Source organism: Yersinia proxima (genome assembly GCF_902170785.1).
Lineage (GTDB): Bacteria > Pseudomonadota > Gammaproteobacteria > Enterobacterales > Enterobacteriaceae > Yersinia > Yersinia proxima.
Map to the genome: position 1 here is coordinate 465,624 of NZ_CABHYG010000016.1, position 23,993 is coordinate 489,616.

Below are 23,993 nucleotides of genomic sequence, written 5' to 3' on the forward strand. Positions count from 1 at the left end.
CCCTTTTCATTCAGGAAGGAGTTGATGATGAAGAAGCAATACCCAACCGGAACGGAGTCCCACGGAGGGATGCTCCGTATCTGGTTTATGTACAACGGGGAAAGGTGCAGGGAGTCACTTGGAGTTCCAGACACACCGAAAAACAGGAAGATTGCCGGGGAACTTCGCCAGTCAGTGATGTATGCGATCAGGACTGGAAACTTTGATTACGCTGATAGTTTCCCTAAATCGTCAAAAGTGGTTAAGCCTGAGTCAGGGATGACGGTAACCAGGCTGTTCAATGCCTGGTTGGAAATCAAACGTTATGAAATATCTGATAACTCGCTGATTCGCTATAAAAGTTGTGTGGCTTCAATTGTTAGAGCAATCGGGCCAGACAGGAAGATAGCGGATATTAAAGCTCGTGATTTATCAGTAATGAGAAATGAGCTTATTGACGGCGATCACTTCTCAAAGCTCGATAAAAAAGGCAGAAGCGTTGTTACAGTAAATGGATATGTCTCAAGAGCAATGACTGTCTTTAGGTTTGCTAAAGAGAATGGTTATATGGATACGGATATAACCGCCTCGGTAAAGCTACTCAAGACAGCCAGGCAACGGCCTGACCCGCTATCTATTGATGAGTTCGATAGGTTGATATCTGCCTGCCATTGCCGACAGACTACGAATCTATGGACGCTGGCGGTATATACGGGGCTGAGACATGGGGAAATATGCTCTCTTGCATGGGAGGATATTGATTTAGTCGCCGGGACTTTATGTGTAAGGCGTAATGTCACCACGGCAAAACAATTTACCCTACCGAAAACTGAGTCAGGCACTAACCGGTTAGTTCAGCTAAACGTAAATGCTATCCACGCGCTGAAAGACCAGCTTGAGTTAACCAGGATGGGAAAGAAACATCAAATTACAGTGCTAACCAGGCAGCGTGGAAAGACTAAAGAGGAAGAGTGCACGTTTGTATTCAATCCAGCACTGACGACAATATCCGGCAGGATCGGTATTTGCTACTCGGCGGCCTCACTCGGGGGAACATGGAACACCGCACTGAGAAAGTCAGGTATTAGGCATAGGAACCCATACCAATCACGACACACGTTTGCATGCTGGATGTTGTCTGCCGGAGCAAACCCTTATTTCATTGCAGCACAAATGGGACACAGTAGTCCACAGATGTTATATCAGGTTTACGGTGACTGGATGCCAAGCAATAACGTTGAACAGGTGGAGCTGATCAACGCTAAAATTAAGCAAAATGTCCCACCCATGCCCCACAAAACAGCATCCTTTCGGTAATATCCTTATTCTTCATTGATTTAAACCATCCTGCTAGCATAGTGTTATATTGACAGCAACATACAGCGCCAGGAGTATTCACCTGCCATGAGCACTTTATCTTTTATTCCAGACAGTAAATTACCCGCACAGGGCACCACAATCTTTACGCAAATGAGTGCATTGGCGCAAAAACATCAAGCAATTAACCTGTCGCAAGGCTTCCCTGATTTTGATGGCCCAGATTATTTAAAACAACGATTAGCCTATCATGTTAGTCAGGGCGCAAACCAATATGCCCCGATGACCGGCGTCGCACCGCTACGCACCGCCATCGCCGAGAAAACAGCTAAAATCTATGGCTGGAAACCCGATGCCGATAGCGAAGTCACTGTCACCACCGGTGCCAGCGAAGCTCTCTTTGCCGCCATTACCGCGCTGGTGCGCCCAGGCGACGAAGTTATTTGCTTTGATCCCAGCTATGACAGTTATGCCCCAGTGGTTAAATTGGCCGGCGGCATACTCAAACGCATTGCGCTTAAACCTCCCGCATTCAACACCGACTGGGCTGAGTTTGCTGATTTGATATCTGAACGCACCCGATTGGTGATTGTGAATACGCCACATAACCCCTCGGCGACAGTTTGGCGTGCAGCAGATTTTGAACAATTGTGGCAAGTGATTGCTGAGCGCAATATTTATGTTCTCAGTGATGAAGTATACGAACACATCTGTTTCAGTGCGGCAGGCCATGCCAGTGTGTTGGCCCATCCACAATTGCGCCAGCGGGCTATTGCCGTCTCCTCTTTCGGCAAAACTTTTCATATGACCGGCTGGAAAGCGGGTTATTGCATCGCCCCCGCGGCGATCAGTGCCGAAGTGCGCAAAATTCACCAATATTTGACATTTTCGGTGTGCACTCCAGTCCAGTTTGCACTGGCTGACATGCTTAATAGCGAACCGGAACATTGGCAACAATTGCCGGAATTCTACCGCGCGCGCCGAGATCGATTCGTCAATGCGCTGTCAGCCAGCCGATTCAACATTCTGCCCAGTGAAGGAACCTACTTCTTGTTGGCCGACTATAGCGCTATTTCTGATCTCGACGATGTTGAGTTCTGCAAATGGCTCACCGAACACGTAGGTGTCGCCGCGATACCTTTATCAGTATTTTGCGCAGGCCCGTTCCCCCATAAATTGATCCGATTGTGCTTCGCCAAACAGGATGCCACGCTGGATGCTGCTGCGGAGCGATTGTGTCAACTTTAAAACTAACTCTGCTGCAACAACCGCTGGTATGGCTGGATGCTCAGGCAAATCTGCGCCACTTTGACATGCTGCTGGAATCTATACAGCAGCGTGATGTGATTGTATTGCCGGAAATGTTTACCACCGGTTTTGCGATGAATGCCGCTGAAAATGCATTGCCAGAAACCGAGGTCATTGATTGGTTACGCCACTGGTCGGCGCGCACCGATGCCCTGATTGGCGGCAGCGTAGCGCTGAATACCCCTGACGGTGCAGTTAATCGTTTTCTGTTGGTGCAGCCAGATGGAACAATCCATCACTATGACAAACGCCACTTATTCCGTATGGCTGGTGAGCACCATCACTACCTGGCGGGTAAAGAGCGTAAAGTTGTTGAGTGGCGCGGCTGGCGAATTCTGCCGCAAGTCTGTTATGACCTGCGCTTTCCTGTGTGGTCACGCAATCAGCAAGATTATGATTTAGCTCTGTATGTCGCTAACTGGCCTGCCGCCCGCGCTAAACATTGGCAAACGCTATTGGCAGCACGAGCAATAGAAAATCAGGCTTATGTCGCTGGCTGTAATCGGGTTGGTGATGATGATAATGGTCATCATTATCAGGGTGATAGTGTGATTTTGGATGCTCAGGGCGAGATTCTGTCCCAGGCAGAACCGGGGCAAGCGGCACAACTGGATGCGGAGTTGTCTTTAGAAACCTTACAAGCCTATCGGGAAAGGTTTCCGGCTTTCCACGATACCGATAAGTTTTTGTTGTTGTAAATGCTGAACGATGGGGAGCTGGCGACAAAACGACTCCCCAGGTACGTTTAGCTTAACGCCCACGACAGCACCGTTTCCAGATAAGCCTGAATCCCCATTGCCACATCACTGCACATCACCGATTCATCGGGATGATGACTGACCCCACCTTTGCAGCGCACAAATAACATCCCTACCGGCCAACACTCCGCCACCGCAATGGCGTCATGACCTGCGCCGCTGGGCAGCGCTAATGAGCGCTCCTGCACCTGACGAACACTGGCACTAATGTGTTGCTGCAAATTATCATCACAGCCAGTTGCATTGATATGGTAGAACTCTTGCGCCGCAAAAGTCAGGCCACGGCGCGCCGCTATCACCTCCGCTTGCGTCAATAAGTGAGCCAATAACTTGCTGACGTTACTGTCTTGCGGGCCGCGGATATCCAGAGTCAGCTTCACCTCCCCCGCAATCACATTCACCGCACCGGGCGAACAGGCCAGAGTCCCCACCGTCGCCACCAAATGCTCGCCATAACTCTCAGCCAACTGCTCAACGGAACAAATCCATTCGGCAGCACCGGCTAATGCATCCTGCCGCTGCCCCATTGGCACAGTACCGGCATGACCCGCCAGCCCGGAAAAGTGGCAATTCAGACGACGGGCACCATTAATTGCGCTCACCACACCCAATGCCAAACCGGCCTTCTCCAGACACGGCCCTTGCTCAATATGCAATTCAAGATAGGCACAGAAATCACTGGTTGCCCGCTGCGCCTGTGCAACCACCATCGGATCGAGGCCGACATTCGCCATCGCCTGCGCCACACTGATCTCCTCCGCATCGGTTTTACTCAACCAATCTGCGGGCCAACGGCCGGTAATCCCTTTACTGCCGAGCAACGTGATGCCAAAACGCGTCCCTTCTTCGTCAGCAAAACCAATCACCTCAATGGCGACTGGTAAGCGCCGCTGCTGGCGATGCAAGTAGCCCACCACCTCCAGTGCACTTAATACTCCCAACATGCCATCATAACGGCCGGCATTGCGCACTGTATCAAGATGGGAACCCAGTAATATGGCTGGTGCATCGGATTGCAAACCTTCATAACGGCCACAGATATTTCCGACCGGATCCTGCCAAACCTGCATGCCAATCGCCCGCATCCATTCCCCCACTTGCTGATTTGCCCGCAAATGCTCAGGAGACAAATACACTCGCGTCAGCATGTCGGGGGACTCACTGATTGCCGCCAGCACATCACAGCGGGCTAATACCCGTAATGCGGCTTGCTCTGCCTCGGCATCAGGCAGGGTAACGGCCATCAGTTTTGTTCAACCTGATAGACATCCCACGCCGCTTGCAGCCCAGCGCCCTGAACAGTGGCAAATCCTAACCGGTTCAACACCGCTTCAAGAGCTACCAGTGTTTGCATCACACAATCTTTACGGGCGTTATACCCCATCGTGCCTATACGCCAAATTTTGCCATTCAGCGGCCCAAACGAAGTTCCTATCTCAATACCAAAATCATTCAACATCAATTGCCTAACTTGTTCACCGTGGATCCCCGCCGGAATGACCACGCCCAATACATTGTTCATGCGATGCTTCAGGTCACCAAACACAGCCAGCCCCATGCCTTGAATCCCCGCCAGCAATGCCGCGCCGTGCAAGGCATGACGCGCAATGCCGTTATCCAAACCTTCTTCCAGCATCACCCGCGCGCATTCTCGGGCGGCGAACAACATACTGGTCGCCTCAGTATGATGATTCAAGCGCTCCGGCCCCCAATAATCCATGATCATGCCCAGATCAAAGTAATTGGAATAGATCATCTCTTCATCGCCGTCAGCATGATCCGCCGTGCGGATCCCCTGCTCAATACATTTACGACGTCGAATTTGTTCAGCAAATTGTGGACTCAGCGTCACCGGAGAACTGCCCGATGGCCCACCGAGGCATTTTTGTAGCCCAGCCGAGACTGCATCCAGTCCCCATGCATCTGTTTCCAATACGTTTCCACCTAATGATGCAGTGGCGTCGGTATAAAATAGCACTTGATGACGGCGGCAAATTTCGCCCAGTTCTCCCAGCGGTTGCAACATGGTGGTTGAGGTGTCGCCCTGAACCGTCAACAACAGGCGCGGGCGCACTTTCTTGATGGCATCCTCAATCATATCCGGTGTGAATACTTCACCCCACGGCACTTCAATAATATGGACCTCAGCGCGACAACGGCGGGCAATTTCACATAACAAATGGCCGAAACGACCAAAAACCGGCACCAGCACTTTATCGCCCGGTCGAATAGACGATAGCAAAACAGCCTCGATACCGGCGCGGGAAGTGCCATCAACCAACATCGTCCACTGATTTTCAGTACGGAAAACACCACGATACAGCGCCATCACCTGATTCATATAATCCGTCATCGCCGGATCATATTGCCCGATCAACTGGCTGGCCATCGCGCGCAGTACCCGTGGATCGGCATTGATCGGCCCCGGCCCCATCAGCAACCGTGCCGGTGGATTAATCTGACTAAACAACGGGTTATGGTTAACTGCCGACATAGAAAATCTCCATTCTTATATGAATCAGTAAAATGTTTCCTACAAACCACGCACTGAGGATATAAATTGTTTTAATTCAGCTGTTTGTGGCTGAGCAAATAACGCACGACTTTCGCCCTGCTCCCACACCCGCCCCTGATGCATAAACACCACGCGGTCACCGACTTCACGCGCAAAATTCATCTCATGGGTTACCAGAATCAAGGTCATGCCTTCAGCAGCTAACTGCTCAAGAACTTTTAGCACTTCTCCCACCAGCTCAGGATCCAGTGCAGAGGTAATTTCATCACACAACAAGACCTTAGGTTGCATCGCCAACGCGCGGGCAATGGCTACTCGTTGCTGCTGGCCGCCAGAAAGATTGGCAGGGTAATAATCCATCCGATCCGCCAGCCCAACTTTGGTCAACATCTCCGCCGCCAGGTCACGACACTCGGCAGCGCTCTTTTTCAAGACGCGACGCGGTGCCAGCATCACATTCTCAAGTGCGGTCATATGCGGGAACAAATTGAAGTTCTGAAATACCATCCCCACTGAGCGGCTAATTTCACGCGCTTGCGAATCGCGGTTGGTCACCGTCATCCCGCCGAGTTTGATACTGCCGTCCTGATAACCTTCCAGCCCATTCATGCAGCGCAGCAATGTGCTTTTACCTGAACCGCTGCGGCCAATGATCGAAATGACTTCACCGATCTCGATATCCAGATCCACCCCTTTCAGCACATGGTTCTGGCCATAGTATTTTTGAACCTGATTAATGGTGATCAGCGGCATGGAATTTCCTCTCCAGATAATGGCTGTAACGCGACAAGGGGTAACACATCAGGAAATAGCCCAGCGCCACTAAGCCAAACACTTTAAATGGCTGATAAGTGACATTATTTAACATAGTTCCGGCTTTGGTCAGCTCAACAAAACCGATGATGGATGCCAACGCCGTCCCTTTGATGACTTGCACTGAAAACCCTACCGTGGGCGCAATCGCAATACGCATCGCCTGTGGCGCAATCACCCGAAATAAGGTTTGGCTGAAACTCAGGCCCAAGCAGCGGGAGGCTTCCCACTGACCTTTCGGTAAAGCATCAATACTGCCGCACCAGATATCCACCAGAAAGGCACTGGTAAACAGCGTCAATGCCATCGCCGCCGCCGCCCACGGACTGACATCAATGCCCAACAGTGCCAACCCGAAGAAAGCCAAAAACAGCTGCATCAATAGCGGTGTGCCCTGAAATAGCTCGGTGTAACCGCGGACAAAACGTGTCATCCAGCACCAACGGCTCAAGCGCATCAGCATCAGCGGTAATGTCACCAAAGTCCCGCCGAGAAAGGCGGTCAATGACAGTAGCAGCGTCCAGCGAGCTGCCAGCAGCAGGTTGCGGATGATATCCCAATCAGTAAACATCATGAGGCACGGCTCCCAAAGAATCGGCGTCCAGCCGCCAACAACAACTGGCGCATCACAATAGACAACAACAGGTACAGCAATGTGGTCACCAGATAGACCTCAAAACTGAGGAAGGTACGTGACTGAATCAGGTTGGCAGCAAATGTCAGTTCTTCGAATGACACCTGCGACACCACTGCAGAACCGAGCATCACTATGATGCATTGGCTGACCAGTGCCGGATAAATGCGCTGCAATGACGGTGGTAAAATCACCCGAAAAAATGTCTGACTGCGGCTCAAACCCAGCACTCGTCCCGCTTCCCACTGGCCTTTAGCGCTGGCCTGAATCCCGGCACGGATAATTTCCGTGCTGTAAGCGCCTAAATTTATTGTCATCGCCAACACCGCAGCCTGCCCGGCGCTTAATTTCAACCCCAGCGCCGGTAAACCAAAAACGATGAAAAACAGCTGCACCACAAAAGGGGTATTACGCACAATTTCCACATAACCGCCCCATACTCGCCGCAAGATGACCTTATCAAACCGAGGGTTGTGACTACAGCGGATCGCCGCACCGGCAATCCCCAGAGCGATCCCGCCCATGGTCGCGATAGCCGTCAGCTCAATAGTGATCAACAAACCCGATAACAACTCGGGCAGATAAGGCCACAGAGCAGGAAAATTCAGCTGATAGGTCATCGCCCGCTCCTGTTATGCGCCGAGATCGGCAGGTAACGGGGCTTTCAGCCATTTCTCGGACAAGCCATTCAGGGTTTTATCTTGCAATGCTTCAACAATCAGCGCATCAACCTTGGCTTTCAGTGCCGGTTCCCCCTGACGTAAACCGATATAACACGGTGAATCTTTCAACATAAATTTCGCCACAGGTGCCTGAGCAGGATTCTGACGGGCCAAGGCACTTACCACCAAATTCCCGGTTGCCAGATAATCCACCTGCCCGGACAAATAGGCTGATAACGTAGTGTTGTTATCCTCATAACGTTTTATTTGGGCATCTTTGGGCGCTAACTCACTCAGCACCATATCTTCTACCGCCCCGCGCGTCACACCGACAGTTTTACCGGCCAGTTGCTCTGGCTGTTTCAGCGCATCCTCTTTCGCACCAAAAACACCAAGGAAAAACGGCGCATATGCACGACTAAAGGCGATCGCTTTTTCCCGCTCAGGATTTTTACCCAAGCTGGAAATCACCAAATCCACTTTATCGGTTTGCAGATAGGGAACGCGGTTAGCGCTGGTCACTGGCACCAGTTGCAACTTTAGTTTCATTTTATCGGCCAGATAATGCGCCATATCGATGTCATAGCCTTGCGGCTGAAGATCCGTTCCGACGGAACCAAATGGGGGGAAATCCTGCGGAACAGCTACTCGTAACACGCCACGCTGTTGAATTTGCTCTAATTGATCAGCTAATACAGCGGGAACCTGAACCAATATCAGTGCTGCACCCAGTAATGCCAACAACCGCTTTTTCATGTTCATAGCTTATCTCCGATAATGCAGTAATGAAACAATGGATTCTTAAAACCAAATTACTGAAACCATCGTTGCAACTACTGTGCCAATAAACCACCAAGATGAAAGTCCCATTATTAGCGGCGCCACGCTATGTAGGGAATAAATCGAAGGAATAAATCGGAGCAGATATTCACAAAAAAAGTGCAGAAGGATAATTTATTTGCACCATAGAGAGGCAATCAATCACAAACAATGCTAACTGAAAGGGAAGCGTGCCGTTGGGGTCGAAAGCGGCTTACGCCGCCGGAGCGCCCCTAGGTACGATAACCCTTTCAAACACTGAAGTTAACGTTGCTCCAGCTCGCCGAAAGCGTCATACAAATCAGCAATTTGATGAATGCGCTGTCGGCCCTGCGTCAACATTTCATGCAGCAACGCATTACTGAGTAAATTTGCCAAACTCATGGCCGAAGAATAACTGTCAAAGGCAGACACACTGTCGAGCGGCGTAGTTAACCGCCACTGTGCTAATGACAGCAACGACTGGGCTTGCGGCTCACAAATCAGCAAGGTAGGCACACCTTGCACCTGCATTTGCAGCAAAATTTCGCGGATAACTTTCGGGCGGCGTCGGAATGCCACCACCACCACCACATCACGCGGCCCGGCATCGACTAACTCCTCCGACAATGTTTGCCCTGCTTGCGGGATTAACTGGACAGACTGACGAACCTGCAGTAATTGCTGACGCAGATGCAGTGCAATCGGATAGCTGTTACGTAACCCCAATAACAAGATACGCGGTGCTCGCATCAAGGCAGTGATAATGTCACTAAATTGCTGGCTATCTAATTGATTTACCCAATGAGTCAGGTTTGCCATTTCCTGCTTATAATGGCGCGCCAACAAGGTATTCCCTTGCACAGCATCGCGATTATCGGTCAGCGGCATTCCGCTTTGGCGCAAGGTTCGCACCTCTTCCCGCATCTCTCGATAGCTGCTGTAACCCAACCGTTTAAACAGGCGACTGACCGTCGCCTTAGACACGCCACTCAGCCGCGCCAACTCGGCGCTGTTGTAACTGATCAAGTCATCAAAATGACCAAAAATAAAATCGGTCACGCGCTGCTCCTGCGGGGTTAATTGCGCGTAATGCGCCCGCAAACGCTCATCAATCTGTTTCATACCCTTCTCCGACCAATGAAACTATCGTTTCAGCATAGGCATTTTCGCGGAACATAGCACACAAGTCTCCAGCGCTAATATGAGAATTTTCATTCGTTACATAAAATCCGACATTGTGGAACGCCTCTTGCTTAGTTTCTGCTACCTCAGTTTTCTATTTCAATAAATGGGTGATAAGGAAAGCAGAAATGATCAACAGCAACATGGCACCGCAAGGAATGGCGGTTACCCCACATCATTTAGCCAGTGAAAGTGCCCTCGCTGTATTACGTGAAGGCGGCAACGCAATTGAAGCCATGGTCGCAGCGGCGGCCACCATAGCGGTGGTTTATCCACATATGAATGGATTGGGTGGCGATGGTTTCTGGCTGATTGTCCCGCCCAATGGCGATCCGATTGCCATCGATGCCAGTGGAGCCGCAGGTGAGCTGGCTACACTTGAGCGCTACAGCGCATATCAACAGATCCCGCACCGTGGGCCGCAAGCCGCATTGACGGTTGCCGGAACTGTCGGCGGTTGGGAAGAAGCGCTGAATGTTGCTCGCGAACTTGGTGACAATACCCTGCCACTGCGCCGCTTACTGGCAGATGCGATTACCTACGCTACACGCGGTATTCCGGTCACCCCGTCCCAAGAAGCAGCCACCCGAGCTAAATCCAATGAGCTGGCTGAATTCACTGATTTTTCTAACGTTTTTATACCGAAAGGCAATATTCCAACTGCGGGCGAACGCTTCATTCAACCGCAATTGGGCCAAACGCTGACAGCGCTGGCAGAGCAAGGGCTAAGTAGCTTTTATCGCGGCCCGCTAGCTGAAAAAATCATCATTGATATTACCGCCGCAGAAATGCCGATTACCGTCCAAGATCTGGCGCAATATCGGCCTAAACGCTGTACACCTCTGCGGCTATGCCACCAGCAAGGTGAAGTCTTCAACCTGACGCCACCGACGCAAGGTTTGGTATCACTGGCGATTATCGGATTGGCTGACCGCAAATCGGTCGCCCAAATGAGTGAAGGTCAAACCATTCACACCCTCGTGGAAGCAACCAAACTCGCCTTTGGGCTGCGTGATCATGTGATTACCGATCCGCTGTGGATGGAGCATTGTCCACAATCCCTACTGGAAAAAGAGCCGCTCGACCAATTGGCGGCTTACATCAATAGCGAGCAAGCCGCCCATTGGAGCAGTGGTCGCGGGCCAGGTGATACCGTCTGGATGGGAGTGATCGACAACAATGGGCTGGCGGTTTCCTTTATTCAGAGCATTTATCATGAATTTGGCAGTGGGGTGTTACTGCCAGCGACGGGCATTATTTGGCAAAACCGTGGCGCATCTTTCAGTCTTGACCCCAAGCATCTGCTAGCGTTAGCGCCGGGAAAACAGCCATTTCACACCTTAAACCCTGCCGCTGCCCGCCTAACGGATGGCCGAACCCTGGTGTATGGCGCGATGGGCGGAGATGGTCAGCCACAAACTCAAGCGGCGGTGTTTATCCGCCACATTGTGCAAGGCTTGCCCTTACAACAAGCCATCACCGCACCACGCTGGCTATTGGGGCGCACCTGGGGGGAAATCTCTGACTCACTGAAATTGGAGGCACGCTTCGGGGCCGAAACCCTTGATTACCTGCGCCAACGCGGGCATCAGGTTGAACTACTACCCGATTTTAGCGAGGTTGTCGGCCATGCCGGAGCTATTGTTCGCCACCGTAATGGCATGTTAGAAGGCGCATTTGACCCACGCAGTAATGGCAGCGCCGCCGGTTATTGATTTCATCCACAATTTACTTATTCAGCACAGGAATTGTTATGAAAGAAACATCAGAAAAAAATGCTATGGATTGGGCTGCTTATATTCGGCAAATGGAAATCTTATTAGCATTAGAGTTGGATGACACCCGCCGCGCGGCATTGCTACAACAATTTGAACGCATTGCGACTATGGCTGACCCCTTGATGGCGCTGCCTCTGGATGAAAAGCAAGAGATAGCCGGGGTATACCGGTTATGAAACAGATTTCAACTCTGACTATCACCGAAATTCAGCAAGCGCTCAATCAGGGTGAATTATCCGCACAAGAAATAACCTTACACACGTTGGATACCATCAGCGCGGCCAATCCCGCGATCAATGCTTATACCCATATCACCGCAGATCGTATGCTCAGTGAAGCATATCGGCTGGATACCTTACGCGCCAAAGGACAAGCTCTGCCCGCATTGGCAGCCATTCCCTATGCGGTAAAAAATCTGTTTGATGTGGCGGGTGAAACTACGCTTGCCGGAGCCAGCCTGTTTTGTGAACGCGCGCCAGCGAGACAAGATGCGCCGGTTATTTCACGCCTCGCTCAGCAAGGGGCTATGCTGTCCGGCATGCTGAATATGGATGCTTACGCCTATGGCTTTACCACTGAAAACAGCCATTACGGTGCCACGCGTAATCCGCGCGATGTTAACCGTATTGCGGGTGGCTCCTCCGGTGGATCGGCGGCAGCGGTTGCCGCAGGGTTGGTTAATTTCGCGCTTGGCAGCGATACCAACGGCTCTATTCGGGTTCCGGCTTCGCTATGCGGTATTTTCGGGCTGAAGCCGACGTTTGGCCGATTATCACGCCGCGGCACGCATCCATTTGTCGCCAGTTTGGACAGTATCGGCCCGATGGCGCGCTGCACGCAAGATTTGGCCGCCGTCTATGATGTGATGCAAGGAACGGATATTCAGGACAGTTTTCAATCAGACAAACCGGTCTCACCCTGTCTGAATTTACTATCGCGTGGTCAGCAAGGCTTGCGAAGTGCCGTGCTGGGCGGGTATTTCCAACAATGGTGTGACGATGATGCCAAAGCTGCGGTGCAGGTCGTCGCCAAAGGGCTGGAAGCAGCCACCGAAGTCGAGATGCCACAGAGTGATTTGGCCCGTACAGCTGCATTTATCATCAGTGCTGCCGAAGGCGGAAATCAGTATCTCCCTGCCCTAAGAAAATCGCCACAACGTTTTGAACCGCACTCACGGGAACGGCTATTAGCCGGAGCCATGCTACCAGCAAGTTGGTATATTCAGGCCCAACGTTTTCGCCACCATTTCCGTCAACAAATCCTGCCGTTATTTGAACATTGGGATATTTTGATTGCGCCCGCAACACCTTGCAGCGCCACACTTATTGGCCAGGAGATGATGCGAATCAATGATACCGAGCTCCCTATTCGCGCCAGTATGGGGATGCTAACCCAGCCTATTTCGTTCCTCGGCCTGCCAGTGGTAACCGTACCATTGAGAACGGCTGGCGGCCTGCCAATCGGGGTGCAACTCATTGCCGCGCCATGGCGCGAAGACCTCTGTTTACGTGCCGCTTATGCATTAGAACAACAAGGATTAGTGAGCGCGCCGGTCAGTAGCGTGATTTAGGAAGCACCTTTCGATGAGAGCAATAAAATGAAAAATGAATTTATCGATCGCCCAGCGATCCTTGCACAGGTGAATGAAGCATTTTACCGCTATGAACAGGCGTTGATTAACAACGATATTCCGGTATTGGATGAATTGTTTTGGCACGATAGCCGCACTGTGCGCTTTGGTGCGGGAGAGGATCTGTTTGGCATTGATGCCATCAGAGCGTTTCGCCAGAGCCGACCATCAAAAGGTTTGGATCGTACTTTAGAGAATACGGTGATCACCACTTTTGGTGAGGACATGGCGGTCGCCAGTACCGAATTCTACCGTGAAGGCACTTCACGAGTCGGCCGACAGATGCAGACATGGGTTAAGCTGCCCTGCGGCTGGCGGATTGTGGCAGCGCATGTGAGTTTGATTTCGGAGTGAATTTGGTTTGGTTTGGTTTGGTTTGGTTTGGTTTGGTGATCAGGTTCGGTTGTTAAAGCACCTGAGTCAACTTAACCATTGCTGCCTCAACCGCCAAAGGGGGCAGCGGCCCCCTTGTGGAATCCCGCGCTTGCGCACGTATCGCCTGCCCACTGCGTGGGTTCCCTCGATTCATCATTTCGCTGACGGACCGGGCCGATTCGCATCCATGCTCAAGCGGCCCTCGCTCGGCATCCATGCCTCGCGTCCTACCTTCATTCTTCACTCGGCGGCTCAAATGTGCTTTTAAAGTCAAAGGAGAAAATCAAAATCTAAGGGCTATGGTTTTGATGTTGAGCGCAATCAGGAATATTGCCGACAAGGATGGAGGGTAGAGTGAGCGGGCATGGACGCCCGCGAAAAGCGCGCTTGGGCAGGGATGCCCATCGCGCTGGCTCGTCAGCCCGAAAGACGTAGGAGGTTTACCCGTAGGGCAATATTTCGCGCAAGCCGCAGGTGCAGGAGGGCCGGCCTGCCCTCCTGCTCGGTTGAGGCCGCGGAGGTAAAGTGATCACTGAACGAATATCAACCGAAAGATGATCCGGTCTGCTCTAACAACCGAACTAGATCACTTAATCAACCATCAACCATCAACCATCAACCATCAACCATCAACCAAACCTACCCGAAACTAAACTGAATTAAAGTGAGGTAAAATTTATCTATTGGTTTATCACCCTTATTTATCTAATACTGTCGCTCTTTTCAATTCAGAATAATTCGTTATGACACAAAAAACCGAAAACGCCGGTTTAAGCCCAGCATTGATTGTCTTGATGTCGGTCGCTACCGGACTGGCGGTTGCCAGCAACTATTATGCCCAGCCATTGCTGGAAACCATCGCACAAGCCTTTAATCTTTCGGTCAATCAGGCCGGTTTCATCGTAACGGCGGCTCAGTTAGGCTACGCGGTAGGATTAATGTTCCTGGTTCCTTTGGGAGATATGTTTGAGCGACGCGGGTTGATTGTCGGCATGACTCTGCTGGCAGCTGGCGGCATGCTGATTACCGCGATGTCGCAAAACCTCGCGATGATGATTGTCGGCACCGCCCTCACCGGCTTGTTCTCCGTGGTAGCGCAACTGCTGGTGCCCTTAGCCGCCACACTGGCTGCACCGGAAAAACGTGGCAAAGTGGTCGGTATTATCATGAGCGGCCTGTTGTTGGGCATTTTACTGGCACGAACGGTAGCGGGCGCATTGGCCTCCATCGGAGGATGGCGCACCATTTATTGGGTTGCCAGTGTATTGATGATAATCATGGCGTTGATTCTATGGCGCTATCTGCCGCGCTATAAGCAGCATTCCGGCCTCAATTATGGTCAGTTGCTCGGCTCAATATTCTCTTTATTTATCCGTACTCCGGTGCTGCGCACCCGCGCCTTACTGGGCGCTCTGTCATTTGCCAACTTTAGTGTCTTGTGGACGTCAATGGCTTTCCTGCTGGCTTCGCCGCCTTTTGGCTATTCAGAAGCCACCATCGGGCTATTTGGTTTGGTCGGTGCGGCGGGTGCATTAATGGCCACCAAAGCGGGCCAACTGGCAGATAAAGGAAAGGCGCGGATAACCACCAGCGTGGGTTTGGTATTATTGCTGTTGTCATGGATCCCAATAGCCCTGGGACAGCATTCAATCATTGCGCTGATAATCGGGATTATCGTGTTAGATCTGGCCGTTCAAGGGGTGCATGTCACCAATCAGAGCGTGATATACCGCATGATGCCAGAAGCCAGAAATCGCTTAACTGCGGGCTATATGACCACTTACTTTATTGGTGGAGCATTAGGTTCCCTGATTTCAGCCGCCGCCTATCAACATGCAGGCTGGTATGGTGTGGCGCTTGCCGGACTGGTGCTATGTATCTTAAACATCACCACCTGGTTGGCTGGTAAACGCTTTGATCCCCCAGCTAATCAACCAGTCGAGCAACCTTAATTAGTTAGCTAACTAATAATCAATTAGGATATAAATTTGGGTTATAGGGTATTAAGACCATTACCACTCTGGTAATGTTACTTAACTTTATCCTATATCCTAAATAATTCGAGTTACATGAAAGCGGCAAGTGATTCGGGTGCGAGAGAGCAGCCAACGCACATGCGGCTTGAAGTATGACGGATATATAACTCAAATTACCGATAGCTGACCCTATGCAAAGCCAAACTACCGACTCCCCCTCGACGGCCCAGCCGACCGCCACCTTTATGGAAGGAATAACCGATAGCCTTCCGATTGTTATCGGTTATCTACCCGTCGCTTTTGCCTTTGGTTTGAGTTCGGTAAAACTTGGCTTTACTCCGTGGGAAGCTATTTTCTTTTCTTGCATTATTTATGCCGGAGCCAGCCAATTCGTTATTACCGCCCTGCTCAGCGCGGGGATGTCATTGTGGGTTTCCGCCTTGACCGTGATGGCTATGGATGTCCGCCATATCTTGTACGGGCCAGCACTGAAACACCGCATTGTCACCAGGTTATCTGGCAAAAAAACGGCGCTGTGGGCCTTTGGTCTTACTGATGAAGTGTTTGCCGCCGCCACAACCAAGCTAATGAAAGATCAACGGCGCTGGAGTGAAAACTGGATGCTTGGCATCGCGTTCACCTCTTGGTTGTCTTGGGTAGCTGGCACCGCTATCGGCGCGATGTTTGGTAATGGGCCGTTGGAAAATTACCCGGCGATTGAAGCATCACTCTCCTTTATGCTCCCGGCGCTATTCCTCAGCTTCTTATTGGCCTCGTTCAAACGCCAATACAGCCTTACCGTTATTGCTTCACTGACGGGAGCCTTGCTAGGCGTGCTGCTGTTCTCTATTCCGGTAGCTATTTTGGCCGGTATTGGCGGCGGATGTCTGGCAGCCCTGCTCCAACCAGCCCCCGAGGCCGTTATAGAAAATAACGAGAATGATAAAGAGGAGCCGAAGCCATGAATATGGATGTTCTGATTATTGGTTTGGTGGTGGGAACGGTCAATTATCTGTTTCGTTATCTGCCGCTGCGCCTTGGGCCTGCCCGCAAACAAGCAGGCCTGCAACGAGGTAAAGTCTCCCTGTTGCTAGACAGCATCGGGATCGCCTCTATCTGCGCGTTATTGGTGGTTTCCAGCACCCCGGAGATAGTGCATAACCCACAGAAATTAATTCCTACACTCATTGGTTTTTTGGTTATCTGCGGATGTTTTTATAAAACCAACAGTATTATCTTCGCCACGTTATTGGGCGCACTCAGTTACGGTCTGACATTCAAGCTACTGATGATTTTGGCATAATAATTTGCCTGAATTGTGAACTGAAACACAATATCCTTACAATTAATGATACTAATTATTCACACACAGTGACTGAATAACACGAATTGCTAAATTTTTCGCTGATTAACCCGTTTACATTATTAGTCACTATCGTTACTGTACCATTTGAAATTAATGAGGCTCCTTATAATGGAAAGTTCGTTTAGTCCTATTGAACAGATGCTTAATTCTCGTGCCAGACGTCAGAAAGATTTCCCTTACCAGGAAATTCTGCTGACACGCTTGTGTATGCATATGCACAGTAAGTTGCTGGAAAATCGCAACAAAATGCTGAAAGCACAAGGAATTAACGAGACCCTGTTTATGGCGCTAATTACGCTGGAAGCACAAGAGAGCCACAGTATTCAGCCGTCCGAATTGAGTGCTGCACTGGGGTCTTCACGAACCAATGCCACCCGAATTGCTGACGAGTTAGAAAAGAAAGGCTGGATTGAACGCCGCGAAAGCCACAATGACCGCCGTTGTTTGCATTTACATCTGACCGAGGCGGGTGTTGAGTTTTTAAATCAGCTACTGCCCCCACAACATAAGTGTCTGCATTTTCTTTGGTCAACACTGGACGCAGAGGAACAGCAACAGCTTGAAACGCTGACGCGCAAGTTGCTGACGCGTTTGGACCAAATGGAAATACCGGAACAGTAATTCCACCGGTTCTATCCAGATACATAACTTTATCCAGGTAAATCACTATGTCATCCCCACATAGCTGGAGACTCGCGCCCCTGCTCGTCGTACTGATACTGGCGGGCTGCGCCTCAAGCGATAATATTGCTCCTCAGTCTCAAATGCTGGATAACCAACAACTGCAACTGGCGCAACCCAAAGTCAGCTCGTTGGCACTCAGTCCTCAGTGGTGGCGGATACTGGAAGATCCCCAGCTTGATGCTTTGATGGCCCAAAGTTTGCAAACCTCGCCTTCGCTTAAACAAGCGGCGGCTCGGGTACGTGAAGCGCAAAGTGTGATGGGTCAGGCTGATGCAGCGAATGGCCCTAATCTCGACCTCTCTGCCAGCAGTAAACGGGAAAAAGTCTCGCAAAATACGCTACAACCGTTCTTGCAGTCTTATCCCGACAAACCCTTGTATGAAACCACCAATAACCTTGGCCTGAATCTTAGCTACGAGTTTGATTGGTGGGGCAAATACCGCAATCGGGTCAATGCCGCCAATGCGCAAGTTAATGCTGCCCGTGCTGAACAGCAGCAGGCCGCGCTGACACTCACCAGTTCAGTGGCATCGGTTTATTACCAATTACAAAGCAATTTTGCCCTGCAAAACGTATTGCAGCAGGAAGTCGATAATAATGATCGTCTGGCTGAACTGCGCACTAAGCAATATCAGGCAGGTATCTATGGCATTGAAATTCCACAGCAAACAAAAGCTCAGGCCGATACAGCCAAACAACAAATCATTCAACTGCAATCTCAGGGTGAACAACTGAAACATCAGTTGGCAGCGCTGACAGGTCAAGGCCCGAGTGCCACGCAAAATCTGCGCCAGGCACCCTTGCCAGATATCACCCGCCTGGCTCCTAAAGGTGAGCTGACCACGGATTTACTGGGTAAACGACCTGACATTACGGCTCAGCGCCAACTGGTTGAATCTTATGACCAGCGAGTTAAAGCGGCACGTAAAGAGTTTTATCCCAGCTTATCCATTACCGGGTTTGCCGGTTTCTCTACCACTAACTTCAAGGGTACTAACCCTAATCTGTTGGAAGCGGCCAGTCAGGCATGGAACTTTGCCCCGGCAATCTCACTGCCTATTTTCCACGCTGGCGCGTTGCGCAGTAAGTTAGGTGAAGAATCAGCCCTTTATGATGAAGCGGTTGAATCCTACAACCAGACCATTCTCAATGCCGTGCGGGAAACTGCTGATGCCATCACCATCCAACAAAGCAGCCAACTCCAGCTACAGCAAGCCATATCAGCATCGCAATCCATGCAGAAGGTCTATAACGTCGCCGATGCCCGTTATAAGGCAGGGATTATTGGGCGCGATGAACTGTTGATTAGCCAGTCGCAATATCTGCAACAGCAGCAATCAGAACTCAATGCCAGCAACAACTTATTGCAGGCCAAGATTGGTTTGATCCGTTCACTCGGTGGTGGCTATCAGGCCCCGGTCAGTGATGGTTCACAAAATAAAACAATATAAATGTGGGGAAAACCATGAGTACAAACGCGGAAGCTCAAGTGCCGCAACAACCGCAGAATAAAAAGAAGCAACGTAAACGCGTGCTGCTATTACTGACGGGTATTTTTATTATTATTGGGGTGGCTTACCTTATTTATTGGTTCCTGGTGCTACGTCATCATCAAGAGACTGATAATGCTTATGTTTCGGGTAACCAGGTGCAGATTATGTCACAGGTTCCCGGCAGTGTGGTCAGTGTCAATTTTGAAAATACTGATTTTGTCAAAAGTGGCGATGTACTGCTGGCGCTCGATCCAACCGATGCCGAGCAGGCCTATGAGCAAGCGAAAACCGCACTGGCAAATACCGTACGCCAAACCCATCAACTCATGATTAACAGCAAACAGTATCAGGCTAATATTGCGCTGAAGAAAACTGAACTGAGTAAAGCGCAGAATGACCTGAAACGCCGTGTAGTACTGGGTTCTGTTGATGCAATTGGTCGTGAGGAACTGCAACACGCCCGTGATGCCGTCGATGCAGCGCAAGCGTCATTAGATGTGGCGATTGCACAATACAATGCCAATCAAGCACTGGTTCTCAATACACCGTTGGAGAAGCAACCGGCGGTCGAACAAGCGGCGGCCAAACTGCGCGATGCCTGGCTTTCCTTGCAGCGCACCAAAGTTGTCAGCCCTATCACCGGTTTTGTTTCACGCCGCAGTGTGCAAGTGGGTGCTGAAATTGCCAATGGTGCGCCATTGATGGCGGTCATTCCGGCTAATGAAATGTGGATTGACGCTAACTTTAAAGAAACACAATTAGCCAATATGCGCATTGGCCAACCCGCCACGGTAGTCACTGATTTCTATGGTGATGATGTTGTCTTCCAAGGGAAAGTGGTCGGTCTGGATATGGGGACAGGCAGCGCCTTCTCCCTGCTACCCGCGCAAAATGCCACCGGCAACTGGATCAAAGTGGTTCAGCGCTTGCCGGTTCGTATTGAACTGGATGCCAAACAACTGGCTGAACATCCGCTACGTATTGGTTTATCAACCACGGTGCGGGTAGATACCGCCGACACTGATGGCCAAGTGTTAGCGCAAAACGTGCGCAAAGAACCGGCATTTGTCACCAATGCGCTGTCATTGGATTTAGCGCCAGTTAATCAAATGATTAGCGACATTGTTCATGCGAATGCGGGTTAATGTTGATGCAAATGCAAGTTAAGCGCGCCGGAGGCCTCTGTGGCACAAAAACCGCTTGAGGGTGCCCAACTAGCCTGGATGACAGTCGCATTATCATTAGCGACTTTCATGCAGGTGCTGGATTCCACCATTGCTAACGTGGCTATTCCGACGATTGCCGGGGATCTTGGCTCGTCCAACTCCCAAGGCACATGGGTTATCACCTCATTCGGTGTGGCAAATGCGATTTCCATCCCGATCACTGGTTGGCTGGCAAAACGCATCGGTGAAGTCAGATTATTTCTGTGGTCAACCGGGTTATTTGCACTAGCTTCATGGCTGTGTGGCGTGTCAAACAGCCTGGGGATGCTTATCTTCTTCCGGGTCATTCAAGGGCTGGTCGCAGGCCCATTGATCCCATTGTCACAGAGCTTGCTACTGAATAACTACCCGCCCGCGAAGCGAAGTATGGCCCTGGCATTGTGGTCGATGACTATTGTTGTCGCCCCAATCTTTGGGCCAATTCTCGGCGGTTATATCAGTGACAACTATCACTGGGGCTGGATCTTCTTTATCAACATCCCGATCGGGTTGGTCGTCATTTTGATGGCGGGCAGTACGCTGAAAGGACGAGAGACCAAAACCGAAATCAAGCCTATTGATACCGTGGGATTGGTATTATTGGTGGTGGGTATCGGTGCCTTACAAATCATGCTCGACCAAGGTAAGGAGCTGGACTGGTTTAACTCAACCGAGATAATCGTCCTGACGGTCATTGCCGTGATTGCCATTACCTTCCTGATAGTGTGGGAGCTAACCGACGACCATCCGGTGATTGATTTGTCATTATTCAAATCGAGAAACTTTACTATTGGTTGTTTGTGTATCAGCCTGGCCTATATGTTGTACTTTGGCGCAATTGTCTTGTTGCCGCAGCTACTACAGGAGGTGTATGGCTATACCGCCACCTGGGCCGGTCTGGCATCAGCGCCTGTGGGTATCTTGCCGGTGTTGCTGTCACCTATCATTGGGCGTTTCTCGCATCGCATTGATATGCGGCAGTTAGTCACATTCAGCTTCATTATGTATGCGGTCTGTTTCTACTGGCGAGCATATACATTTGAACCGGGAATGGACTTTGGTGCCTCGGCGTGGCCGCAGTTTGTACAAGGCTTTGCTATTGCCTGCTTCTTTATGCCACTGACAGCAATTACTTTGTCCGGCTTACCGCCGGAGCGTATGGCGGCAGCATCCAGTTTGTCTAACTTCCTGCGAACATTGGCCGGGTCGATTGGTACCTCTATCACCACCACTTTGTGGACGCAAAGAGAGTCGATGCACCATTCGCAGTTGACGGAGTTTGTTAATCCGTTCAATCCGAATGCCACACAGATGTATCAGGATTTAGAAAAACTGGGGATGAACCAGCAGCAAGCGTCGGCTTATCTGGCGCGGGAAATTACCAATCAGGGGCTGATTATCTCGGCTAATGAGATCTTCTGGCTCTCGGCTGGGGTGTTCCTGTTGCTACTGGCTCTGGTGTGGTTTGCCAAACCGCCATTTACCTCCGGTGGAGGTGGCGGCGGTGCCCACTAGCGGCCAACGCTGAGCAACAAAAAGGGCGCTGACTTATCATCAGCGCCCTTTAAGGTTATCGACAAAGCTATTTTATAGTTCGGAGATTAGCGGGGCGACTGCACCGATGGGCGCTCCGACGGCTTACGCCGTTACGACCCATTCGGCACATTTCCCCGCTTATCAACTGGTTACTTTATATTTTAGCTATTGCAACGACGAATGAATTAAGCCTGATTTTGACGCCACCACTCCGACAGCAAAATACCTGTCGCGACGGACACATTCAAACTTTCGACTTTGCCAGTACCGCCGATAGACACACTCACATCACCCTGCTGCCAGGCGCTGTCGGTTAGGCCATCACTTTCTTGCCCTAAAACCAGCACCATTTTAGCTGGCAGTTCAGCTTCTGCCAGACTGACACCTTTATGGCTTGAGGTGGTCACGATGGTGTAGCCAGCTTTACGGAAGGTATCCAACACAGAAAGGAAATCATCAGCATTGATTGCTTTGATATGCTCCGCACCGCCTTCTGCAGTACGAACTGCCGCGCCAGACTCCAGCATCGCTGGGTCTTGCAGCAACACGCCGTTGATACCAAAGTGCGCACAGGTACGCATAATGCCGCCCAGATTATGTGGGTTACCCACATCTTCCAGTGCCAGTACACAATCTTTCGCCTGAGTTTGCTGTTGCAGATAAGTTTCTGCATCCAAACCCTGACGTTTCTTAATCAGGAAACACACACCACCGTGGTGTTCAGTACCAGACGCTTTTGCCAGCTCATCTTCTTCAACCACATGATAAGCCTTGCGATTTGCCGCCATCCATTTCAGCGCTTCGCGAAAACGTGGGGTAACTGACTGCACAAACCAGGCGCGCACAATCGCATCAGGGCGGCTTTCAAACAGCGCTTTACAGGCATTCTCGCCATAAACGCGTGTTTCTTCAGCCCGCTGACGACGCAATTGCGCCGGATCCACATGGCTTTTGCCACTGATGCCGCCGTGATCAAACTCAGGTTCTTCTGATGGCGCACGAGACACGGTTTTCCACGGTGAATCATAAGGGCCATTATTATCAGAACGCGCCGGACGGCCAGGACTCACGCGTTCATTACGGCCGGAATCGTTACGACGTGAGTCATTATTACGCGGTGAACTGCCCCGACCTGCATTATCACCCGGACGACCTTTGCCTGCCGGACGCGGGTTTTTACCCCGGTTATTGCTGTTACGGTCGTCGCTGCTGTTTTCGTCACTGCGGACGTACATCACTTTAACTTTGCCGTTTTTGCCACTAAATGAATCGTTCATTGTCTTCTCCACCAACGCGCAGGGCGCGAAGATTACCTGATGTCTGCTCGGTTAGCCATAAGCAAGCGCTAAAAGCTAGCAACTATCGTATTCATCGAATAAACCATTTTGGCAATGACTTCTTTTATACCCATAATAGATAACAACAACGAAACAATTCAGCTCATATTGACTGTCTGGTTTCTCTTAATCTACTCAGATACAAAATAAAGGCTAATTTATGAATACGGTATGTACAGCTTGTATGGCGACAAATCGCCTACCTGAAGCACGTATTGATGACGGCGCTAAATGTGGGCGCTGCGGCCACTCTTTATTTGATGGCAGCGTCATTAACGCCACCGCCGAAACACTGGATAAACTGCTACAAGATGACCTGCCGGTCGTCATCGACTTCTGGGCTCCCTGGTGTGGCCCTTGCCGCAGCTTCGCGCCCATTTTTACAGAGGTTGCCGCAGAGCGCGCCGGAAAAGTTCGCTTTGTTAAAGTCAATACTGAAGCAGAACCGGCACTCAGCACGCGTTTCCATATCCGCAGCATTCCCACCATTATGCTGTATCGAAACGGCAAAATGGTCGATATGCTTAGCGGCGCATTGCCAAAGGCAGCTTTTGATAATTGGCTAAATGAGCAATTATCAGCGGAACCCGCTGCCCGCTAAGCTAGTTTAACTCATTTATCACCATTCGGGGCCGTTCAACTGC

The 23,993-nt window shown here is 50.7% G+C and carries 23 protein-coding genes; 15 read left to right on the forward strand and 8 right to left on the reverse strand.

Going from position 1 to position 23,993, the window contains the following annotated elements; all coding sequences use genetic code 11:
• The first annotated feature begins 24 nt into the window (after window positions 1-24).
• The 3 genes from FTB31_RS15950 (at window position 25) to FTB31_RS15960 (ending at window position 3,302) form a co-directional block, all read left to right on the forward strand.
• Window positions 25-1,296 (forward strand): site-specific integrase, encoded by a 1,272-nt coding sequence (locus FTB31_RS15950; RefSeq protein ID WP_227731576.1) that lies wholly within the window; start codon window positions 25-27, stop codon window positions 1,294-1,296.
• 87 nt (window positions 1,297-1,383) lie between these two features.
• On the forward strand, window positions 1,384-2,544 hold the full coding sequence (locus FTB31_RS15955) for a pyridoxal phosphate-dependent aminotransferase (protein WP_046051496.1): 1,161 nt from the start codon (window positions 1,384-1,386) through the stop codon (window positions 2,542-2,544).
• The gene (locus FTB31_RS15960) at window positions 2,532-3,302 is read left to right on the forward strand and encodes an amidohydrolase (RefSeq protein WP_227731577.1); all 771 of its coding nucleotides are present in this window, start codon (window positions 2,532-2,534) and stop codon (window positions 3,300-3,302) included. Before FTB31_RS15955 ends, FTB31_RS15960 begins: the two co-directional genes overlap by 13 nt.
• A gap of 47 nt (window positions 3,303-3,349) precedes the next feature.
• Here the strand turns inward: FTB31_RS15960 and hpxK are convergent, their stop codons facing one another.
• From hpxK to FTB31_RS15995, 7 genes are all read right to left on the reverse strand, one after another.
• The gene (hpxK, locus tag FTB31_RS15965) at window positions 3,350-4,606 is read right to left on the reverse strand and encodes an allantoate amidohydrolase (RefSeq protein ID WP_227731578.1); all 1,257 of its coding nucleotides are present in this window, start codon (window positions 4,604-4,606) and stop codon (window positions 3,350-3,352) included.
• Window positions 4,606-5,856 (reverse strand): pyridoxal-phosphate-dependent aminotransferase family protein, encoded by a 1,251-nt coding sequence (locus tag FTB31_RS15970; protein WP_227731579.1) that lies wholly within the window; start codon window positions 5,854-5,856, stop codon window positions 4,606-4,608. The genes hpxK and FTB31_RS15970 overlap by 1 nt, the downstream gene beginning before the upstream one ends.
• A 39-nt stretch (window positions 5,857-5,895) precedes the next feature.
• Complete coding sequence (locus tag FTB31_RS15975; RefSeq protein ID WP_019082492.1) at window positions 5,896-6,630, reverse strand: amino acid ABC transporter ATP-binding protein; 735 nt, start codon at window positions 6,628-6,630, stop codon at window positions 5,896-5,898.
• Entirely contained in the window at window positions 6,611-7,264 is a 654-nt protein-coding gene (locus tag FTB31_RS15980) for an amino acid ABC transporter permease (RefSeq protein WP_227731580.1), read from the reverse strand. The genes FTB31_RS15975 and FTB31_RS15980 overlap by 20 nt, the downstream gene beginning before the upstream one ends.
• The gene (locus FTB31_RS15985; RefSeq protein ID WP_050077266.1) at window positions 7,261-7,944 is read right to left on the reverse strand and encodes an amino acid ABC transporter permease; all 684 of its coding nucleotides are present in this window, start codon (window positions 7,942-7,944) and stop codon (window positions 7,261-7,263) included. Before FTB31_RS15985 ends, FTB31_RS15980 begins: the two co-directional genes overlap by 4 nt.
• A gap of 12 nt (window positions 7,945-7,956) precedes the next feature.
• Window positions 7,957-8,748: a transporter substrate-binding domain-containing protein gene (locus FTB31_RS15990; RefSeq protein ID WP_019081381.1), complete on the reverse strand. Its 792-nt coding sequence runs from the start codon at window positions 8,746-8,748 to the stop codon at window positions 7,957-7,959.
• A 321-nt stretch (window positions 8,749-9,069) separates the two neighbouring features.
• Window positions 9,070-9,909, reverse strand: coding sequence for a MurR/RpiR family transcriptional regulator (locus tag FTB31_RS15995; protein WP_050077264.1), 840 nt, complete (start codon window positions 9,907-9,909; stop codon window positions 9,070-9,072).
• Between the two features lie 188 nt (window positions 9,910-10,097).
• On the opposite strand from FTB31_RS15995, the gene FTB31_RS16000 reads away from it, so the two are divergent.
• The 11 genes from FTB31_RS16000 to emrB all read left to right on the forward strand — a co-directional run bounded on the left by FTB31_RS16000 (window position 10,098) and on the right by emrB (window position 21,991).
• The gene (locus tag FTB31_RS16000; protein ID WP_227731581.1) at window positions 10,098-11,684 is read left to right on the forward strand and encodes a gamma-glutamyltransferase family protein; all 1,587 of its coding nucleotides are present in this window, start codon (window positions 10,098-10,100) and stop codon (window positions 11,682-11,684) included.
• Window positions 11,685-11,722: 38 nt separating this feature from the next.
• A complete protein-coding gene (gene hpxX / locus FTB31_RS16005) occupies window positions 11,723-11,923 on the forward strand; it encodes an oxalurate catabolism protein HpxX (protein ID WP_227731582.1) in 201 nt (66 codons plus the stop codon).
• Window positions 11,920-13,317: an AtzE family amidohydrolase gene (locus FTB31_RS16010; protein ID WP_227731583.1), complete on the forward strand. Its 1,398-nt coding sequence runs from the start codon at window positions 11,920-11,922 to the stop codon at window positions 13,315-13,317. Before hpxX ends, FTB31_RS16010 begins: the two co-directional genes overlap by 4 nt.
• A gap of 27 nt (window positions 13,318-13,344) precedes the next feature.
• Window positions 13,345-13,731, forward strand: coding sequence for an oxalurate catabolism protein HpxZ (gene hpxZ, locus FTB31_RS16015; RefSeq protein ID WP_050077261.1), 387 nt, complete (start codon window positions 13,345-13,347; stop codon window positions 13,729-13,731).
• Window positions 13,732-14,495: 764 nt separating this feature from the next.
• Window positions 14,496-15,704, forward strand: coding sequence for an MFS transporter (locus FTB31_RS16020; protein WP_050298533.1), 1,209 nt, complete (start codon window positions 14,496-14,498; stop codon window positions 15,702-15,704).
• 215 nt (window positions 15,705-15,919) lie between these two features.
• Window positions 15,920-16,693 carry an AzlC family ABC transporter permease gene (locus FTB31_RS16025; protein WP_077174586.1) on the forward strand — a complete coding sequence of 258 codons (774 nt, stop codon included), beginning with the start codon at window positions 15,920-15,922 and terminating at the stop codon, window positions 16,691-16,693.
• A complete protein-coding gene (ygaH, locus tag FTB31_RS16030; RefSeq protein ID WP_050078978.1) occupies window positions 16,690-17,031 on the forward strand; it encodes an L-valine transporter subunit YgaH in 342 nt (113 codons plus the stop codon). Before FTB31_RS16025 ends, ygaH begins: the two co-directional genes overlap by 4 nt.
• Before the next feature lie 171 nt (window positions 17,032-17,202).
• Window positions 17,203-17,715, forward strand: coding sequence for a transcriptional repressor MprA (gene mprA / locus FTB31_RS16035; protein ID WP_050078977.1), 513 nt, complete (start codon window positions 17,203-17,205; stop codon window positions 17,713-17,715).
• A 47-nt stretch (window positions 17,716-17,762) separates the two neighbouring features.
• A complete protein-coding gene (locus FTB31_RS16040) occupies window positions 17,763-19,229 on the forward strand; it encodes an efflux transporter outer membrane subunit (protein ID WP_077174587.1) in 1,467 nt (488 codons plus the stop codon).
• A gap of 14 nt (window positions 19,230-19,243) precedes the next feature.
• Window positions 19,244-20,416, forward strand: coding sequence for a multidrug efflux MFS transporter periplasmic adaptor subunit EmrA (emrA, locus tag FTB31_RS16045; RefSeq protein ID WP_227721852.1), 1,173 nt, complete (start codon window positions 19,244-19,246; stop codon window positions 20,414-20,416).
• 39 nt (window positions 20,417-20,455) lie between these two features.
• Window positions 20,456-21,991, forward strand: a complete 1,536-nt coding sequence (gene emrB / locus FTB31_RS16050) for a multidrug efflux MFS transporter permease subunit EmrB (RefSeq protein WP_005165015.1) — start codon at window positions 20,456-20,458, stop codon at window positions 21,989-21,991.
• A gap of 206 nt (window positions 21,992-22,197) precedes the next feature.
• Here emrB and FTB31_RS16055 read toward each other — a convergent pair whose 3' ends face one another.
• Window positions 22,198-23,289 (reverse strand): tRNA/rRNA methyltransferase, encoded by a 1,092-nt coding sequence (locus tag FTB31_RS16055; RefSeq protein ID WP_077293632.1) that lies wholly within the window; start codon window positions 23,287-23,289, stop codon window positions 22,198-22,200.
• Window positions 23,290-23,509: 220 nt separating this feature from the next.
• Here FTB31_RS16055 and trxC point away from each other — a divergent pair, with 220 nt between their 5' ends.
• Window positions 23,510-23,950: a thioredoxin TrxC gene (gene trxC / locus FTB31_RS16060; protein WP_227731584.1), complete on the forward strand. Its 441-nt coding sequence runs from the start codon at window positions 23,510-23,512 to the stop codon at window positions 23,948-23,950.
• Window positions 23,951-23,993: the final 43 nt, after the last annotated feature.